Raw genomic sequence first — 16295 nt, 5'->3', positions numbered from 1 at the left:
ATGGCGGCTCTGCTGCTGCGGGTCGTGCCGGTCGGCAGCTACGCCGGTCGGGCCCACGCCGTGGTCGAGCGCTCGGCACTGGTCAACCGGCGGAACTGGCTGCTGGTGCTGTCCGGGGTGTTCGAACCGCTGTTCTATCTGTTCGCGCTGGGCATCGGGTTCGGCGGCATCGTCGGCGACCTGACCGGGCCGGACGGCCATCCGATCAGTTACGCCGCGTACGTGGCGCCGGGCCTGCTCGCGGCCTCGGCGATGAACGGGGCCGTGCACGACTCCACGTTCAACATCTTTCTCAAGCTCAAGTACGCCAAGGTCTACGACGCCATGCTGGCCACCCCGCTCGGCCCGATGGACGTGGCGTTCGGCGAGATCTCCTGGTCGCTGATCCGCGGCGGCATCTACGCCGCCGGCTTCCTGGCCGTGATGGCCGCGCTCGGCCTCATCACCTCGCCGTGGGCCGTGCTGGCGCTGCCCGCCGCGCTGCTGGTCGCGTGCGGCTTCGCCGCCGTCGGCGTGGGCGTGGCCACGCTGCTGCGGTCCTGGCAGGACTTCGACCTGATCCTGCTCGTGGTGATGCCGATGTTCCTGTTCTCCACGACCTTCTACCCGATCACCGTCTACCCCGTGTACATCCAGGTCGCCGTCCAGTGCCTGCCGCTCTACCACGGGATCGAGCTCATGCGGCAGCTCACCGCTGGCGCCGTCGGCTGGTCCGCCCTGGGCCACGCCGCCTACTTCGCCGCCATGGTGCTGGTCGGCGGCTGGTTCGCCACCCGCCGCTTCGGGAAGTTGCTGCTGACCTGACCGAGGCGGTGGCGCTGTCATCGGGCCGTTACCCTTGACGGGTGAGTGTCGAGTCTGTCTTCCCCGCGTTGGAGCCTCTGCTGCCGAGGGTGTCCAAGCCGGTGCAGTACGTCGGCGGCGAACTGAACGCGACGGTCAAGGACTGGGACTCGACCGCCGTGCGGTGGTGCCTGATGTACCCGGACGCCTACGAGGTGGGCCTGCCCAACCAGGGCGTCATGATCCTCTACGAGATCCTCAACGAGCTCGAGGACGTGCTGGCCGAGCGCACCTACACGGTGTGGCCGGACCTGGAGGCGCTGATGCGCGAGCACGGCGTCCCGCAGTTCACGGTGGACGCGCACCGCCCGGTGCGGGCGTTCGACGTGCTGGGCCTGAGCTTCGCCACCGAGCTGGGCTACACCAACATGCTCACGGCGTTGGACCTGGCCGGCATCCCGCTGCACGCGGCCGACCGCACCGAGGACGACCCGATCGTGCTGGCCGGCGGGCACGCGGCGTTCAACCCGGAGCCGATCGCCGACTTCATCGACGCGGCGGTGCTCGGCGACGGCGAGGAAGCCGTCCTGGAGATCACCGACATCATCCGGGAGTGGAAGGCGCAGGGCCGCCCCGGCGGCCGCGACGAGCTGCTGACCCGGCTGGCCGAGACCGGCGGCGTCTACATCCCGCGCTTCTACGACGTGGAGTACCTGCCCGACGGCCGGATCCAGCGCGTGGTGCCCAACGCCGAGCGGGTGCCGTACCGGGTGTTCAAGCGCACCACCATGGAGCTCGACGAGTGGCCGTACCCGAAGCAGCCGCTGGTGCCGCTGGCCGAGAGCGTGCACGAGCGGATGAGCGTGGAGATCTTCCGCGGCTGCACGCGGGGCTGTCGGTTCTGCCAGGCCGGCATGATCACCCGCCCGGTGCGGGAGCGGTCCATCGAGGGCATCGGCGCGATGGTCCAAAGGGGACTGGAGGCGACCGGCTTCGAGGAGGTCGGCCTGCTCTCGCTGTCCAGCGCGGACCACTCGGAGATCGCCGAGATCACCAAGGGCCTGGCCGACCGCTACGCCGGCACCAACACCGGGCTTTCCTTGCCCAGCACCAGGGTTGACGCGTTCAACGTCGATCTGGCCAACGAGATCTCCCGCAACGGCCGCCGTTCCGGCCTGACCTTCGCGCCCGAGGGCGGCAGCGAGCGGATCCGCCGCGTCATCAACAAGATGGTGTCGGAGGAGGACCTGATCCGCACCGTCAGCGCGGCGTTCTCCAACGGCTGGCGGCAGGTGAAGCTGTACTTCATGTGCGGCCTGCCGACCGAGACCGACGAGGACGTGCTGCAGATCGCCCGGATGGCCAAGGAGGTCATCAAGGCCGGCCGGGAAGCCAGTGGCCGCAAGGACATCCGCTGCACGATCTCGATCGGCGGCTTCGTGCCCAAGCCGCACACGCCGTTCCAGTGGGCCCCGCAGTGCGATCCGGACACAGTGGACGACCGGCTGCGCAAGCTGCGGGCCGAGGTGAACCTGGACCGCGGCATGGCCCGCAACATCGGCATGCGCTACCACGACGGCAAGCCGTCGCTGATCGAGGGTCTGCTCAGCCGCGGCGACCGCCGCGTCGGCCGGGTCATCGAGCGGGTGTGGCGCGACGGCGGCCGGCTGGACGGCTGGAGCGAGCACTTCTCCTACGACCGCTGGGTGAACGCGGCGGCGAGCGAGCTGGAGCCGCTGGGCGTGAGCCTGGCCTGGTTCACCACGCGGGAGCGGGACGAGACCGAGGTCCTGCCGTGGGACCACCTGGACTCGGGCCTGGACAAGGAATGGCTCTGGGCCGACTGGCAGGACGCCCTGTCCGAGCAGGAGCAGGACGACTGCCGCTGGACGCCGTGCTTCGACTGCGGCGTCTGCCCGGCCATGGGCACCGACATCCAGGTCGGCCCGACCGGTCGCAAGCTGCTGCCGATCTCCCCGGTGGGCAAGGGCTCCCCGGTCAGGAACCCGTCACTGGCCGGCAGCTAGCTGCTCGGGGCCGATCGGCTGCTGCGACGACGTCGCGTCGGTCGGCCCCTTGCCCGCCCTGGTCGGCGCGTCCGCGCCGGGGGCGCCCGTCGACGGCCTGGGCGCGGTGCCGCTGGCCACGGCGGCCAGCGCGTTCACCATGCCGTGCCCGTAGAAGCCGTTGAACGACGCGTAGCCGGAGCAGTAGGCGTCCTGCACGCCAGTGTCGTTGAGGTCGTAGTCGCCGGGGCACTGCACCGGCTTCGCCTGCTGGTTCAACAGCTTCGTCAGCTGCGCGGGCGTGTCACCGGGATGCGTGGACGCCAGCAGCGCCGCCACACCGGTCACGTGCGGGGCGGCCATGGACGTGCCGCAGAAGTCGCCGTAGCCGCCGGGCACCGTGGACAGGACGCACGGGTTGTCGCCGTTGGACGGTTTCTGGTGGACGTCGCCGCCGGGGGCCGTGACGTCGACCGCGCCCAGTCCGTACGAGCTGTAGCTGGCCTTGAGCTGGTTCGAGCCGACAGACGACACGGCGACCACGCCGCGCTCCTCGGCCGGCAGCACTGAGCACTCGGTGCCGATGCGGCGCACGCTGTGATTGGGCGCGTTGTCGGGGCTGTGCGTGTCGGCGCCGGGCTGCGTCAGGTCGGCGGCCGAGTTGGTGACCGCGGCGACGTTCAGCACGCCCTGCGAGGTCGCGTAGTCCACCGCCCGTTTCATCGCCTCCGTGACCACGCGCTGTCCCTGCTGGTCGGAGCAGGTGTACTCCCACGGGTCCACGTAGTAGCTGTTGTTGGTGATGGCGATGCCGTGCGTGGCGGCCCACATGAAGCCGCACACCGCGTACTCCGGGTAGATGTAGCCGTCGTCGTCGACCACCTTCACGGAGGCGAGGCGCACGCCCGGCGCCACGCCGGTGATGCCCTTGCCGTCGTCCGCGGCGGCGATGATGCCGGCCACGTGCGTGCCGTGCGGTGACGTCGTCGGGGCCCACGCCGCCACGCTCGGGTCCGGCTTGCCGGTCAGGCAGCCCACCGACAGCTGCGGGTCCAGCGCGGCCTTCAGGTCCGGGTGCCGGGGGTCGATGCCGGAGTCCAGCACGCCGACCACGACCCGGGGGTCACCCTCGGTGATCTGGTGGGCCAGGGTGGCGTCGATCAGCCGCATGTCCCACTGCTGCTCGCCCAGGTCCGCGGTCGGCACCGTCTCCGTGCTGGTCAGCAGGGACGCGGCGGACATCGTCTCGTCCACCTTCTTGCGGCTCGACTGGCCGTCGGAGGTCCAGGACTCACCCTGCGCGCTGTACGCCCGGTCGGGGCCGATCTTGTCGCCGAACCCGGGGTCCGGCGAGGTGACCACGGCGACCGCGATCTGCGGGTAGTAGACGGTGGTGCTGCCGCAGGCGGCGGCGATCTGCGCGTCGGCGTCCGGCTGGGCGGTGCCCCTGGCGAAAACCACCAGGTAGCGCAGGGTGGGGCCGGGCTGCACGCATCCCGACGGCGCCTGCTCGTCCGCGCCGGCGACGGGCGCGCCCAGGCAGCCGGCCGCGAGCAGGGCCGCGCCCAGTGCCGCCAGCTGTGCCCGGCGGAGCAGAGGCACTGCAGACCTCCATCTCTGGGGTGGGCGTTCGGGGGCCGCCCACGTCAGCGATCAGCCGGACGGTAACCACCGCCCGCCCGCCGGACAAGCCCGGCGGTCGACGTCAGTGTCCCCGGGACCGGCCGGGTACCGTCCTACCGGACCCGTCGAACCAGCCAAGGAGAGTAGTCCTGAGCCGCCACGACCAGCCCAACCCGTCCGCCGCCGCGGTGCAGAAGCTCAGGCTGCGCTACACCAAGCGGGGCCGGCTCCGGTTCACCTCCCATCGTGACGTCGCTCGCACGTTCGAGCGGGCGCTGCGGCGCGCGGGCGTGCCGATGGCGTACTCCCAGGGCTTCAGCCCGCACCCGAAGATCTCCTGGATCGGCGCGGCGCCGACCGGGGTGGCGAGCGAGGCGGAGTACGTCGAGGTCCAGGTCGTCGACCGGGTCGACCCGGAGGCGCTGCGCCGGGCGCTGGACGAGGCGCTGCCGCCCGGGCTGGACGTGGTCGACGCCGTGCAGGCCGAGCAGGGGTCGCTGGCCGAGCGGATCGACGCCAGCCGCTGGTTGGTCGAGCTGCCGGGGGTGGCCCCCGAGGAGCTGGCCCGGGCGGTCGACGCCCTGCTGGCGGCCGAGTCCGTCGAGGTGGAGCGGCTCACCAAGGACGGCCGGCGGATCATGGACGTGCGTCCGGGAGTGGTCACCGCCGAGGTGGGTGATGTGAGCTCGCTCACCGCGACGCTAAGTGATCAAGGTGTGGGCGCAACGGGTGATTTGGCTGACGCGCCGATTCCGCGTAAGGACGACGACACGGCCGCGTCCCGTCCGTATGGGATACTCGTGATGGTGGTACGGCAGCTGACACCTGCGGTACGACCCGATGACGTGCTGAGTGCGCTCCGCGTCGTCGCCGGCCTCCGGCCCCCGGTACCCGCCAAGGCGACCCGGTTGGCGCAGGGCCGGCTCGACGACGCGGGTGGGCTCGCCGACCCGTTCGCCCTCGATGGGCGCGGGACGACGGACCCGGCCAGGGAGCAGGAGCCGGACCAGCCCGCCGTCGAATGACCTGCCGCCCGCAGGCCTGGCCACGTCAGGAAGTCGGGCGGCGCCAGGCAGGGTTTCCCGTCGCCGACGGCGACGGAGACAGAACGGAACGGGCCCCTGTGTGGCCGCGTCCAGACACTGGACGCGCCCGGGGGCGGAGGAGCTACATGTCGAAGAAGAAGAACCCCGCCGGCGGGCCCGGCGGGGATGGCACCACACCCATTCCCGAGTTCCCTCCCAAGCTGAGGGTGCACGCGCTGGCCAAGGCGCTGGACACGAGCAGCCGAGAGGTGCTCGCCGCGCTGGCCGACCTCGGCGAGGTCGTGCGCAGCCCGCAGTCGAGCGTGAGCCGCGAGGTCGCCGAGCAGGTCGCCGCGACGCTGCTGGCCACCGGCGAGCAGGACGTCGAGGACGACACCGACGAGGTGCTCGTCGCCCACGACGAGCTGACCGGCGTGCTGGCCGAGCGCCCGGACGACGAGCCGGCCCCGGTCGACGAGGACGATGAGGTCGCCGTCACGCTGGCGCCCGTCTTCGCGCCGCCGTCGGTGGTGTTCCTGCCGCCGACCGCCGAGCCGCGCCCGTCGCGCCGCCGCCGCGCCCCCGAGCCGGAGCCGGAGGCGCCGGTCGACGAGGACGAAGACGAGCCGGTGCAGGCCGCCGAGGAGGCGGTCGAGGACGACAGCGACGAGGACGCCGGCACCCGGCGCCGTCGCCGTCGCGGCCGTCGCGGCCGTGGCCGCGGCAAGGGCGGTCCCGAGGACAACGGCGCCGACTCGGACTCCGACGAGGACACCGAGTCCGGCGAGGACGAGCCGGAGGAGCCCGCCGAGGCCGAGTCCGGCGAGGACAGCGAGGCCGACGACGGTGCGGGCAGCAGCCGGCGTCGCCGTCGCCGCCGTCGTCGCAAGGGCGGCGCGGACGAGGACACCGCCGCGGCCGAGGACGACCCGCCGAACACCGTCGTGCACGTCCGCAACGCCGCGCCGGCCCGGGACGAGGAGCGCTCCGAGGCCGCCAAGGACGAGGTGCGCAGCGTGCGCGGCTCGACCCGGCTGGAGGCCAAGCGCCAGCGCCGCCGGGACGGCCGGGAGGCCGGCCGCCGCCGCGTGCCGATCCTGTCCGAGGCCGAGTTCCTGGCCCGCCGCGAGTCGGTGGCCCGCAAGATGGTCGTGCGCGAGCGCGGCGACCGCACCCAGATCGCCGTCCTGGAGGACGGGGTGCTCGTCGAGCACTTCGTGACCTCGGCCGGCACCGGGTCGCTGGTCGGCAACGTCTACCTCGGCCGGGTGCAGAACGTGCTGCCCAGCATGGAGGCGGCGTTCGTGGACATCGGCCGCGGCCGCAACGCCGTGCTCTACGCCGGCGAGGTCGACTGGGACGCCGCCGGCCTGGAGGGCAAGGCGCGCAAGATCGAGCAGGCGCTGTCCACCGGCGACAGCGTGCTGGTCCAGGTGACCAAGGACCCGGTCGGGCACAAGGGCGCCCGGCTGACCACGCAGATCAGCCTGCCGGGCCGGTTCCTGGTGTACGTGCCGGGCGGCGGCGCCACCGGCATCAGCCGCAAGCTGCCCGACAACGAGCGCAAGCGGCTCAAGGACATCCTCAAGCGGGTCGTGCCCGAGGACGCCGGCGTGATCATCCGCACCGCCTCGGAGGGCATCGCCGAGGAGGAGCTGGGCCGCGACGTGCGTCGCCTGCAGGCCCAGTGGGAGGTCATCAAGGAGAAGGCCGACGCGCCCAAGGCCCAGGCCCCGCAGCTGCTCTACGAGGAGCCGGACCTGCTGGTGAAGGTCGTGCGCGACCTGTTCACCGAGGACTTCGCCGAGCTGGTCGTGCAGGGCGAGCAGGCCTGGGACACCATCGACGGCTACGTCCGGCACGTCGCGCCCGACCTGGCCGACCGGCTGCGCAAGCACGTCGGCCTGAACGACGTGTTCACCGAGCAGCGCATCGACGAGCAGATCACCAAGGCGCTCGACCGCAAGGTGTGGCTGCCCTCGGGCGGCTACCTGGTGATCGACCGCACCGAGGCGATGACCGTCATCGACGTCAACACCGGGAAGTTCACCGGATCGGGTGGCAACCTGGAGGAGACGGTCACCAGGAACAACCTGGAGGCGGCCGAGGAGATCGTGCGCCAGCTCCGGCTGCGCGACATCGGCGGCATCATCGTCATCGACTTCATCGACATGGTGCTGGAGTCCAACCGGGACCTGGTGCTGCGCCGGCTGACCGAGTGCCTGGGCCGGGACCGCACCCGCCACCAGGTCGCCGAGGTCACCTCGCTGGGCCTGGTGCAGATGACCCGCAAGCGGGTCGGCACCGGGCTGCTGGAGGCGTTCAGCAGCACGTGTGAGCACTGCCGCGGGCGGGGCGTCGTGGTGACCACCGAGCCGATCACCCACAACCACGGCAACGGCGGTCACTCGTCCGGCAACGGCGGCAACGGCCACGGCAACAACGGCCAGCAGCAGGCGCAGGCGGAGAAGCCGGCCGAGAAGTCCGGCCGCAAGCGCAACCGCAACCGGCACCGCAACGAGGAGCAGCCGGCCGCGGAGGTCGTGGAAACCGCCGCGCCCGCCGCTGAGCCGGCCGAGGTGGCCGCGACCGAGCAGGCGCCGGTCGAGGCCGTGTCGACTCCGGCGGAGATCGCCGGGGACGAGGCGGCTGCGGCCGAGTCGACCTCGGCCGAGGCCGTCGCAGAGCAGGCTCCGGCCGCCGAGCCGGCTGCCGCTGAGTCGGCCGATGCTGAGCCGGCCGATGCTGAGCCGGTCGCAGCTGAGCCGGCTGCCGCCGAGGAGGCCGCGCCCGCGGTCGCCGCGGCGGCGGTCACCGGCCAGTCGGGCGTCTCCGTGCCCTACGAGGTGCCGGAGCAGCCGACCGTCGCCGCGGCCAACGGCCACCACGCGCCCGAGCCCGCCGCCGAGCCGGAGCCCGTGGTGTCCGCCACACGGCGTCGTGTCCGGCGTGCGGCGTCCCGCCCGGCCGGCCCGCCGGCCAGCACGGTGACGCAGGACTGACCAGGTGTTTCACCGGCCCGTGGGCGCTCGCCCACGGGCCGGTGACCCGCGCCCGGAGTGACCACGGTCACCTTGTGCCGGCTAGGGGGACCCCGGTTTGACCTCCCCTCCACCCGGCCCGTAACCTCTTCTTTGGCCCCCATCCGGTGGGCCCCGTCGTGCGCCAGTCCAAGCTGGTTGGAATTCCTCCGCGGATGTTCCTGTGTGGGATTCCTTTGGGCTCTGGACCGTGCGTGCCCCGTCAACGTCGAGTAGCAGGAGACTTCCGTCCCGATGTACGCGATCGTCAAGACTGGCGGCAAGCAGTACAAGGTTGCCGTCGGCGACATCGTCCAGGTCGAGAAGCTCGACGGTGGACCGGGCGCCGAAGTCAGCTTCCCAGCGCTGCTCGTCGTGGATGGCAGCGATGTCATCGCTGACGCCGACGCCCTGGGCAAGGTTTCGGTGACCGCCAAGGTCGTCGAGCACACCAAGGGCCCCAAGATCCGCATCCACAAGTTCAAGAACAAGACCGGTTACCACAAGCGCCAGGGTCACCGCCAGAAGCTGACCCGCGTCGAGGTCACCGCCATCACTAAGTGAGGACCTGACCAGCCATGGCACACAAAAAGGGTGCATCCAGCTCCCGCAACGGCCGTGACTCCAACCCGCAGTACCTCGGGGTCAAGCGCTTCGGCGGTCAGGTCGTCAAGGCCGGCGAGATCCTGATCCGCCAGCGCGGCACCAAGTTCCACCCCGGTGTGAACGTGGGCCGCGGCAAGGACGACACGCTGTTCGCGCTGTCGGCCGGCGCGGTCGAGTTCGGCATCAAGCGGGGTCGCAAGACCGTCAACATCGTCCCGGTCGAGGCTCTGGCCTCTGCCTGACGTTTTCGCTTTCGACGAGGGGTGGCCGGGGCACCAACCGGTCCACCCCTCGTTTTTTCATGCTCCGGAAGGAAGTTCTTCTCGTGTCTCGCTTCGTTGACCGCGTGACCATCCACGTGGCGGCCGGTAACGGCGGGAACGGCTGCGCCTCGGTGCACCGCGAGAAGTTCAAGCCGCTGGGCGGCCCGGACGGCGGCAACGGCGGCCGCGGCGGCGACGTCGTGCTGGTCGTCGACCCCAGCGTGCACACCCTGCTGGACTTCCACTTCCGCCCGCACGCCCGCGCCACCAACGGCCGCCAGGGCCAGGGCTCCAACCGGGACGGAGCCCAGGGCGAGGACCTGGAGCTGCGTGTCCCCGACGGCACCGTGGTACTCAGCCCCGACGGCGAGGTGCTGGCCGACCTGGTCGGCGCCGGCACCCGGCTGGTCGCGGCCCAGGGCGGCCGCGGCGGTCTCGGCAACGCCGCGCTGGCCTCGAAGGCCCGCCGCGCGCCCGGCTTCGCGCTGCTCGGCGAGGAGGGCGAGACCCGCGACCTGGTGCTGGAACTGAAGTCGGTCGCCGACGTCGGCCTGGTCGGCTTTCCGTCCGCCGGCAAGTCGTCGCTGATCGCCGTGCTGTCCGCGGCCCGGCCCAAGATCGCCGACTACCCGTTCACCACGCTCGTCCCCAACCTGGGCGTGGTCACCGCGGGCGAATCCGTCTTCACCATGGCCGACGTGCCCGGCCTGATCCCCGGCGCGAGCGAGGGCAAGGGCCTCGGCCTGGACTTCCTGCGCCACATCGAGCGTTGCGCGGTGCTGGTGCACGTCGTCGACTGCGCCACCTACGAGCCCGGCCGCGACCCGCTGTCCGACATCGACGCGCTCGAGGCCGAGCTGGCCCGGTACACGCCGTCGCTGGGCGGCGAGCTGGCCGAGCGGCCGCGACTTGTCGTGCTGAACAAGACCGACGTGCCCGACGCCAAGGACCTCGCCGAGCTGGTGCGCCCCGAGCTGGAGGCCCGTGGCCTGCCGGTGTTCGAGGTCTCCACGGTGACCAGGACCGGCCTGCGGGAGCTGAGCTTCGCGCTGGCCAAGGCCGTCGAGGAGCACCGGGCCGCGCAGCCGATCCTGGAGCCGACGCGCATCGTGCTGCGGCCCGTCGCGGTCGACGACGCCGGCTTCACCGTCGAGCCGGACCCGGAGAACGAGGGCGGCTTCGTGGTGCGCGGCAGCCGGCCCGAGCGCTGGATCCGGCAGACCCAGTTCTCCAACGACGAGGCCGTCGGCTACCTGGCCGACCGGCTGGCCCGGCTGGGCGTCGAGGAGGCGCTGGCCAAGGCCGGCGCGGTGCCGGGCTGCCCGGTCACCATCGGCGATGTGACCTTCGACTGGGAACCGTCCACGCCGGCCGGCATCGCGGTACTGATGACGGGTCGCGGCACCGACGCCCGGTTGGAGACCAACAACCGGGTCGGCGCCGCCGAGCGCAAGGCGGCCCGCAAGGCCCGGCGGACCCCGGGCGAGTGGCCGGCCTTCGATGACGAAGACGACGATTTCGAGGAGTAGGGCGTGTCGCAGGCCCGCCAGGCGGTCGCCGCCGCGAAGCGGATCGTGGTCAAGGTCGGATCGTCGTCGCTGACCACCGCGATCGGGGGTCTGGATCCGAGCCGGTTGGACGCGCTGGTCGACGCCCTCGCCGCGCGGTCGGCCGCGGGCAGCCAGGTCGTGCTGGTGTCGTCCGGTGCGATCGCCGCGGGGCTGGCGCCGCTGGGCATCGGCAAGCGCCCCAAGGATCTCGCCACGCAGCAGGCCGCCGCCAGCGTCGGGCAACTGGAGTTGGTGCACGCCTATGCGACGTCGTTCGCCCGCTACGACCTGACCGTCGGCCAGCTTTTGCTCACCGCCGACGACGTTGTGCGCCGGGCCCACTACCGCAACGCGCAGCGCACCTTCTCGCGGTTGCTGGCGCTCGGCGTCGTGCCCGTCGTCAACGAGAACGACACCGTGGCCACCGACGAGATCCGCTTCGGCGACAACGACCGGCTGGCCGCGTTGGTGGCGCACCTGGTCGGCGCCGACGCGTTGGTGCTGCTGTCCGATGTGGACGCCCTCTACGACGGCGATCCCCGGCGGGGCGGGGCAAGGCGCATCACCGAGGTGGCCGACGAGTCCGACCTCGCCGACGTCATCGCCGGCTCCGCCGGTGCCTCCGGCGTCGGGACCGGCGGCATGGCCTCGAAGCTCGCCGCCGCCCGCCTGGCCTCCTCCGCCGGCGTTCCCGTGCTGTTGGCTTCCGCCGCCGACGCCGCTTCCGCGCTTACCTCCGCCGCCGTCGGCACCGCCTTTGCCGCCACCGGCTCTCGCCTCTCCGCCCGGCGCTTCTGGCTCGCCCACGCCGCCGACTCCGCCGGCCGCCTCACCCTCGACGACGGCGCCGTGGCCGCCGTCGTCACCCGCCGCCGCTCCCTGCTCGCCGCCGGCATCGCCGGCGTCCACGGCGACTTCGACGCCGGCGACGTCGTCGACCTCACGGACCTCGCCGGCACGGTCGTCGCCCGCGGTGTGGTCGCCTTCGACGCCGTCGAGCTTCCCGCGATGATCGGCCGCTCCAGCCAGCACCTGGCCCCCGAGCAACGCCGCGAAGTGGTCCACGCCGACGATCTGGTTCCGCTGCCGCACCGGAGCTGACCTCGCAGCCAGGCCGACCTCGCCGACGTGCTGTTCCCGCTGCCCGCCTCCACGGCCTGGCAGGCTCTCCACCGCCTGGCCGGCCCGCCACCTGCCTCGCCCGCCATCCTCTCCCGTCACAATGAAAACCGCACCCGCCACAGGGATCGCCCGTGACGGGTGCGGCTGCCTGGCCGCAGGCGCTGGTCAGTGCCTGGTGATCGAGAAGCTGGTGCCGTCGGAGCCGATCGCGTTCGGGATCCAGGTGTTGGTGCCCCGGTCGTCGGCGTTCAGCGCGGACGGGTTCGTCGACTTCAGCGTCTTGCCGTCGAACTTCACGCCGGTGAACGAGATGGTGTTGCCGCTGACGGACGGGTACGAGTCGGTGGGCGACTCGATGATCGCCTCGGCGGAGTAGTGCCGGGCGCTGCTCAGCGACTTGGTGGTGGTCTTGGTCCAGCCCTTGGTGGTGTCGCTGATGGTCAGCGTGTAGCTGGTCCCGGACCGGGTCACCGTGGCGGTGAAGTGGTCGCCGGCGCTGATGGAGTTGCTGTAGTACACCGGCGCGGCCGGGTACATCTCGTACCACGCCTGGTAGACGGGCCGGCCGCTGGAGCAGTCGGTGGCGACACCGGTCTGCTCGACGGTGGAGGAGCCGTCGCCGTCGATGCCGACCCACGGCGCGAACAGGTCGTTGGTGGACCGGCAGGTGACCGACGGCTCGGTCCAGCTGGCGGTCGCGGTGGTCCAGCTGCCGAAGCTGGCGTAGCCGCCCCAGTTGCCGCCGGAGAAGCTGCTGCCCGCGCCGTGCCCGAAGCTGACGTGCGGGCCGAAGGTGGCGGGGCCGGTGGTGGCGACGGCCGTGCCGGTGGCGAGGCCGGCGGTGGCCAGCGCGGCCGCGACCAGGGCACGGGTGAGACGAGTGGCGAGCATTTCCGATCCTTTCACCGGCGCCTCCCACTCGCTGATCGGCGATGCGGGAGTGCCTGCAGGGGTGGTGGAGGGACAGGCGTCATTGTCGGGAATTCCGCCGGGGAAGTGATCAGATTCCCCGGCGGAGGCCCGTACTGATCTTTCAACGGACCATCGGGCCGCGGTAGCTACTTTCGGCGGGTTCCCGGCGGCGATAAATCCGTTTTGCTCCCCTTTGTGTCAGGTCAGCAGCAGCACCGCATAGCAGGCGAGCCAGTGCTCGACCATGTAGTCCGTCCCGCTGGTCAGATCCAGTTCCGGCACGGCCTGCGCGGCCGCGGCGGCGTGCATCTCGGCGATGCGGACATCGTTCGGCGGAAGGACTGCGGCCAGTCGGAGCAGGCACCAGGCCCGGCTGAGATTCAATCCGTGCAGATGCGCGATCTGTCCGTCGGCGTCATCGGAAACGACGGCGGGCGTGAACAGGCCGCTGTTGGTGATGTCCGGCAGGAATCGATCGAACCATTGGCTGAACTCGGTTGGGCCGAACAGGTTCGACATCAGTTCCGCCTCGCAGAGCGCGGGCGACAGGAAATCGGCGCCGCCCGGTTCGTAGCGGGCCGGATAGTCGGTGTCGTTGTCGAACCAGCGGTGCCCCGCATCGGAGATGGCGTTCGCGAGGGCCGGCTCGCCCCGGTCGGCCAGCGCGCGGGCGTGCGGCAGCGCCAGGGACAGGCCGAACGCGCTGTTGAAGTGCATGCCCTGCCGGTCGGGGTAGGTCGCCTTCGGTAGCCAGTCCAGGAACGCGCCCGTGATCGCCTCGGTCAACGGCGTCAGGTTCGCCGCCCAGCGTCGCGCGTCCGGATCGTCCCAGGTGGACAGTTCGTGCTGCAGCATGTGCTCCCAGCCCCAGGCATAGGGCCGTGAGTGCTTGCTGAACTCGTGGAAGCTGCGCGTCTCCACCAGGATGTTGTCGGCCGTCAGGTGCTCGTCGAGCAGCGCTCGGATCTCGGCGGCCGGCACGTGGTCCGGCGCCGTGCGCAGCAGGCGCACGACCGCCCAGTGCATCTCCACGCACGAGTGCCAGTCGAAACAACCGTAGAACGCCGGGAAGACGTCCTTGGGCCGGTTCGGCAGGTCGCCCGGACCCGACATGACGTGCCTGATGTGGTTGGGAAACTCCCGGCGCGCGTTGACCAGGATGATTTTCGCGAAGTCCTCGGCCCGGGCCAGCAGCAGCGCCTGCCGGTCGGCCGTCCCCAGAGTGCTCAAGACTCTCCTCCGTGATGAGCGGATTGTGGTGAGATCGCTCCTGGGGGACCTTCGCGTTACACCTAGTTCGTGACCGCGAGCGCGAACGGCAGCACCGCGGGCGCACCTGCCTCCCGCAGCAGCCGCGCCGCCAGCGTCATCGTCCAACCGCTGTCCACGAGATCGTCCACAAGCAACACCGGACCGTCGGCGGCGAACGTCTCCGGCGCGCGCAGGCCCTGCCACAACCCCGCCAACCGCTGCGCGCTGTTGCTGCGCCGGATGCCCTCGCCGGCCGACTCGATCTCGCCGAGGTAGGCCAGCCGGCCGATCGAAGCCAGCCGCTCACCCAGGCTGGCGACGAGCTTCGGCCGCCGGCGCGAGCCGATCGTGACCACGCCGGTCGGCCGCTGCGTCCAGTTCCACGCCGCGAGCACCTGCACGCAGGCGTTGAACACGTCGTCGGGCACCGGCTGGTCCGGCGTGTTGTCCGCGAGCAGGTCGCGCAGGCGGTTGCCCCAGCCGATGTCCGTCAGCCGGCCCAGTGCCCGGCCCTCCTCGGCCTGCTGCCCGGCCGGGATCTTGCCGGACAGCGGCACACCCAGCCCGGACATGCCGCTCGGCCACATCTTGCGTGGCGCGATCTCCACGCCCGGCCGGTTCAGCCGGTCCTGCGCCGCCGTCGCCGCCTGCCCCGACACCTCGACGCTCCATCGCCGGCCCGTGCAGTTGTCGCACCGCCCGCACGGCGCCGCCGTCGGATCGTCCAGCTGCCGCAGCAGAAACTCCATGCGGCAGCCCTCGGTGGCCTGGTAGTCGAGCATCGCCTGCTGCTCGGCCCGCCGCGCCTCGCCGAGCCGGCCGTAGCGTTCCTCGTCGTAGTGCCACGGCTCGCCCGTCGACACCCAGCCGCCGCGCACCCGGTGCACCGCGCCGTCCACGTCCAGCACCTTCAGCACGACTTCGAGCCGGCTGCGCGACAACTCCACCATCGGCTCCAACGCGGCCGTCGACAGTGGACGGTCGCTCGTCGCCAGCGCGTCCAGAACCTGGCGCACGATGTGTTCCGGCGGGAACGCCAACGATGCGAAGTACTGCCAGATCTCCCGGTCCTCGCGCCCCGGCAGCAGCAGCACCTCCGCCCGCTGCACGCCACGGCCGGCGCGGCCGATCTGCTGGTAGTAGGCGATCGGCGACTGCGGCGCGCCCAGGTGCACCACGAAGCCCAGGTCCGGCTTGTCGAAACCCATGCCCAGCGCCGAGGTCGCCACCAGCGCCTTGACCCGGTTCGCCAGCAGGTCCGCCTCGGCGCGCTCGCGTTCGGCCGGGTCGGTCTTGCCCGAGTACGCCGCCACCTCGAAGCCCCGCTCGCGCAGGAACGACGCCATGTCCTCGGCCGCCGACACCGTCAACGTGTAGACGATGCCGGAGCCCGGGAGTTCGGTCAGCTTCTCCGCCAGCCAGGCCAGGCGCGCCGCCGGGTTCGGCAGCGTGACGACGGCCAGGTGCAGGCTCTCCCGGTCCAGCGGGCCGCGCAGCACCAAGGTCTGCGCGCCCCCGATGCCGAGCTGGTCGGCGACGTCGCGGACCACGCGGTCGTTCGCGGTCGCCGTCGTCGCCAATACCGGCACGCCCGCCGGCAGTTCACCCAGAAGTGTGCGGAGCCGCCGGTAGTCGGGGCGGAAGTCGTGGCCCCAGTCGGAGATGCAATGCGCCTCGTCCACGACGAGCAGCCCGGCGCTCGCGGTCAGGCTCGGCAGCACGTTGTCGCGGAAGTCCGGGTTGTTCAGCCGTTCCGGGCTGACCAGCAGCACGTCCACGTCGCCAGCGGTGACGGCGTCCTGGACCTCCTGCCACTCGCCCAGGTTGGCGGAGTTGATGGTCGCCGCCCGCACCCCGGCCCGGGCCGCCGCCTCCACCTGGTTGCGCATCAGGGCCAGCAGCGGCGACACGATCACCGTCGGCCCCTCGCCGAGGGAACGCAGCAGCGCCGTCGCGATGAAGTACACCGCCGACTTGCCCCACCCGGTGCGCTGCACGACCAGCGCACGCCGGCGCTGCGACACCAGTGCGCTGATCGCCGTCCACTGGTCGTCACGGAGTTTCGCCTCCGGACCGGCAAGGGCCCGGAGGTGCTCCTCTGCCTGCTCACGCAGCGCCAGGTCGTCCATGCCTC

At 71.7% G+C, this 16295-nt stretch carries 12 protein-coding genes; 8 read left to right on the top strand and 4 right to left on the bottom strand.

Features of this window, described 5'->3' with window-relative positions; genetic code table 11:
• Both BJ998_RS09820 and BJ998_RS09815 read left to right on the top strand, forming a co-directional pair.
• Complete coding sequence (locus BJ998_RS09820) at positions 1-804, top strand: ABC transporter permease (RefSeq protein WP_184860476.1); 804 nt, start codon at positions 1-3, stop codon at positions 802-804.
• A 41-nt stretch (positions 805-845) separates the two neighbouring features.
• Positions 846-2810 (top strand): TIGR03960 family B12-binding radical SAM protein, encoded by a 1965-nt coding sequence (locus BJ998_RS09815; RefSeq protein WP_184860474.1) that lies wholly within the window; start codon positions 846-848, stop codon positions 2808-2810.
• Here BJ998_RS09815 and BJ998_RS09810 read toward each other — a convergent pair.
• Positions 2793-4391 (bottom strand): S8 family peptidase, encoded by a 1599-nt coding sequence (locus tag BJ998_RS09810; protein ID WP_184860472.1) that lies wholly within the window; start codon positions 4389-4391, stop codon positions 2793-2795. The genes BJ998_RS09815 and BJ998_RS09810 overlap by 18 nt on opposite strands.
• 209 nt (positions 4392-4600) lie before the next feature.
• Between BJ998_RS09810 and BJ998_RS09805 the strand changes: the two genes are divergently transcribed.
• The 6 genes from BJ998_RS09805 (at position 4601) to proB (ending at position 11977) form a co-directional block, all read left to right on the top strand.
• Positions 4601-5437 carry a TIGR03936 family radical SAM-associated protein gene (locus BJ998_RS09805; protein ID WP_184860470.1) on the top strand — a complete coding sequence of 279 codons (837 nt, stop codon included), beginning with the start codon at positions 4601-4603 and terminating at the stop codon, positions 5435-5437.
• A 146-nt stretch (positions 5438-5583) separates the two neighbouring features.
• Positions 5584-8439, top strand: coding sequence for a translation initiation factor IF-2 N-terminal domain-containing protein (locus BJ998_RS09800; RefSeq protein ID WP_184860468.1), 2856 nt, complete (start codon positions 5584-5586; stop codon positions 8437-8439).
• 273 nt (positions 8440-8712) lie between these two features.
• Positions 8713-9021 (top strand): 50S ribosomal protein L21, encoded by a 309-nt coding sequence (rplU, locus tag BJ998_RS09795; protein WP_043717997.1) that lies wholly within the window; start codon positions 8713-8715, stop codon positions 9019-9021.
• A 14-nt stretch (positions 9022-9035) separates the two neighbouring features.
• Positions 9036-9305, top strand: a complete 270-nt coding sequence (gene rpmA, locus BJ998_RS09790; protein ID WP_184860466.1) for a 50S ribosomal protein L27 — start codon at positions 9036-9038, stop codon at positions 9303-9305.
• A gap of 59 nt (positions 9306-9364) precedes the next feature.
• Entirely contained in the window at positions 9365-10855 is a 1491-nt protein-coding gene (gene obgE, locus BJ998_RS09785) for a GTPase ObgE (protein ID WP_184860464.1), read from the top strand.
• A 3-nt stretch (positions 10856-10858) separates the two neighbouring features.
• Entirely contained in the window at positions 10859-11977 is a 1119-nt protein-coding gene (proB, locus tag BJ998_RS09780) for a glutamate 5-kinase (RefSeq protein WP_184860462.1), read from the top strand.
• Positions 11978-12163: 186 nt separating this feature from the next.
• On the opposite strand, the gene BJ998_RS09775 is transcribed toward proB, so the two are convergent.
• The 3 genes from BJ998_RS09775 to BJ998_RS09765 form a co-directional block, all read right to left on the bottom strand.
• Complete coding sequence (locus BJ998_RS09775) at positions 12164-12889, bottom strand: G1 family glutamic endopeptidase (protein ID WP_184860460.1); 726 nt, start codon at positions 12887-12889, stop codon at positions 12164-12166.
• A gap of 219 nt (positions 12890-13108) precedes the next feature.
• Positions 13109-14140 carry a DUF2891 domain-containing protein gene (locus BJ998_RS09770; protein ID WP_246488562.1) on the bottom strand — a complete coding sequence of 344 codons (1032 nt, stop codon included), beginning with the start codon at positions 14138-14140 and terminating at the stop codon, positions 13109-13111.
• Positions 14141-14202: 62 nt separating this feature from the next.
• Positions 14203-16290, bottom strand: a complete 2088-nt coding sequence (locus tag BJ998_RS09765; protein WP_184860458.1) for a RecQ family ATP-dependent DNA helicase — start codon at positions 16288-16290, stop codon at positions 14203-14205.
• Positions 16291-16295: the final 5 nt, after the last annotated feature.

The sequence above is a fragment of the Kutzneria kofuensis genome, assembly GCF_014203355.1.
GTDB classification, from domain to species: domain Bacteria; phylum Actinomycetota; class Actinomycetes; order Mycobacteriales; family Pseudonocardiaceae; genus Kutzneria; species Kutzneria kofuensis.
The sequence above is the reverse complement of the archived record's forward strand: the minus strand, read 5'-3'. Positions and strand labels throughout refer to the sequence as shown.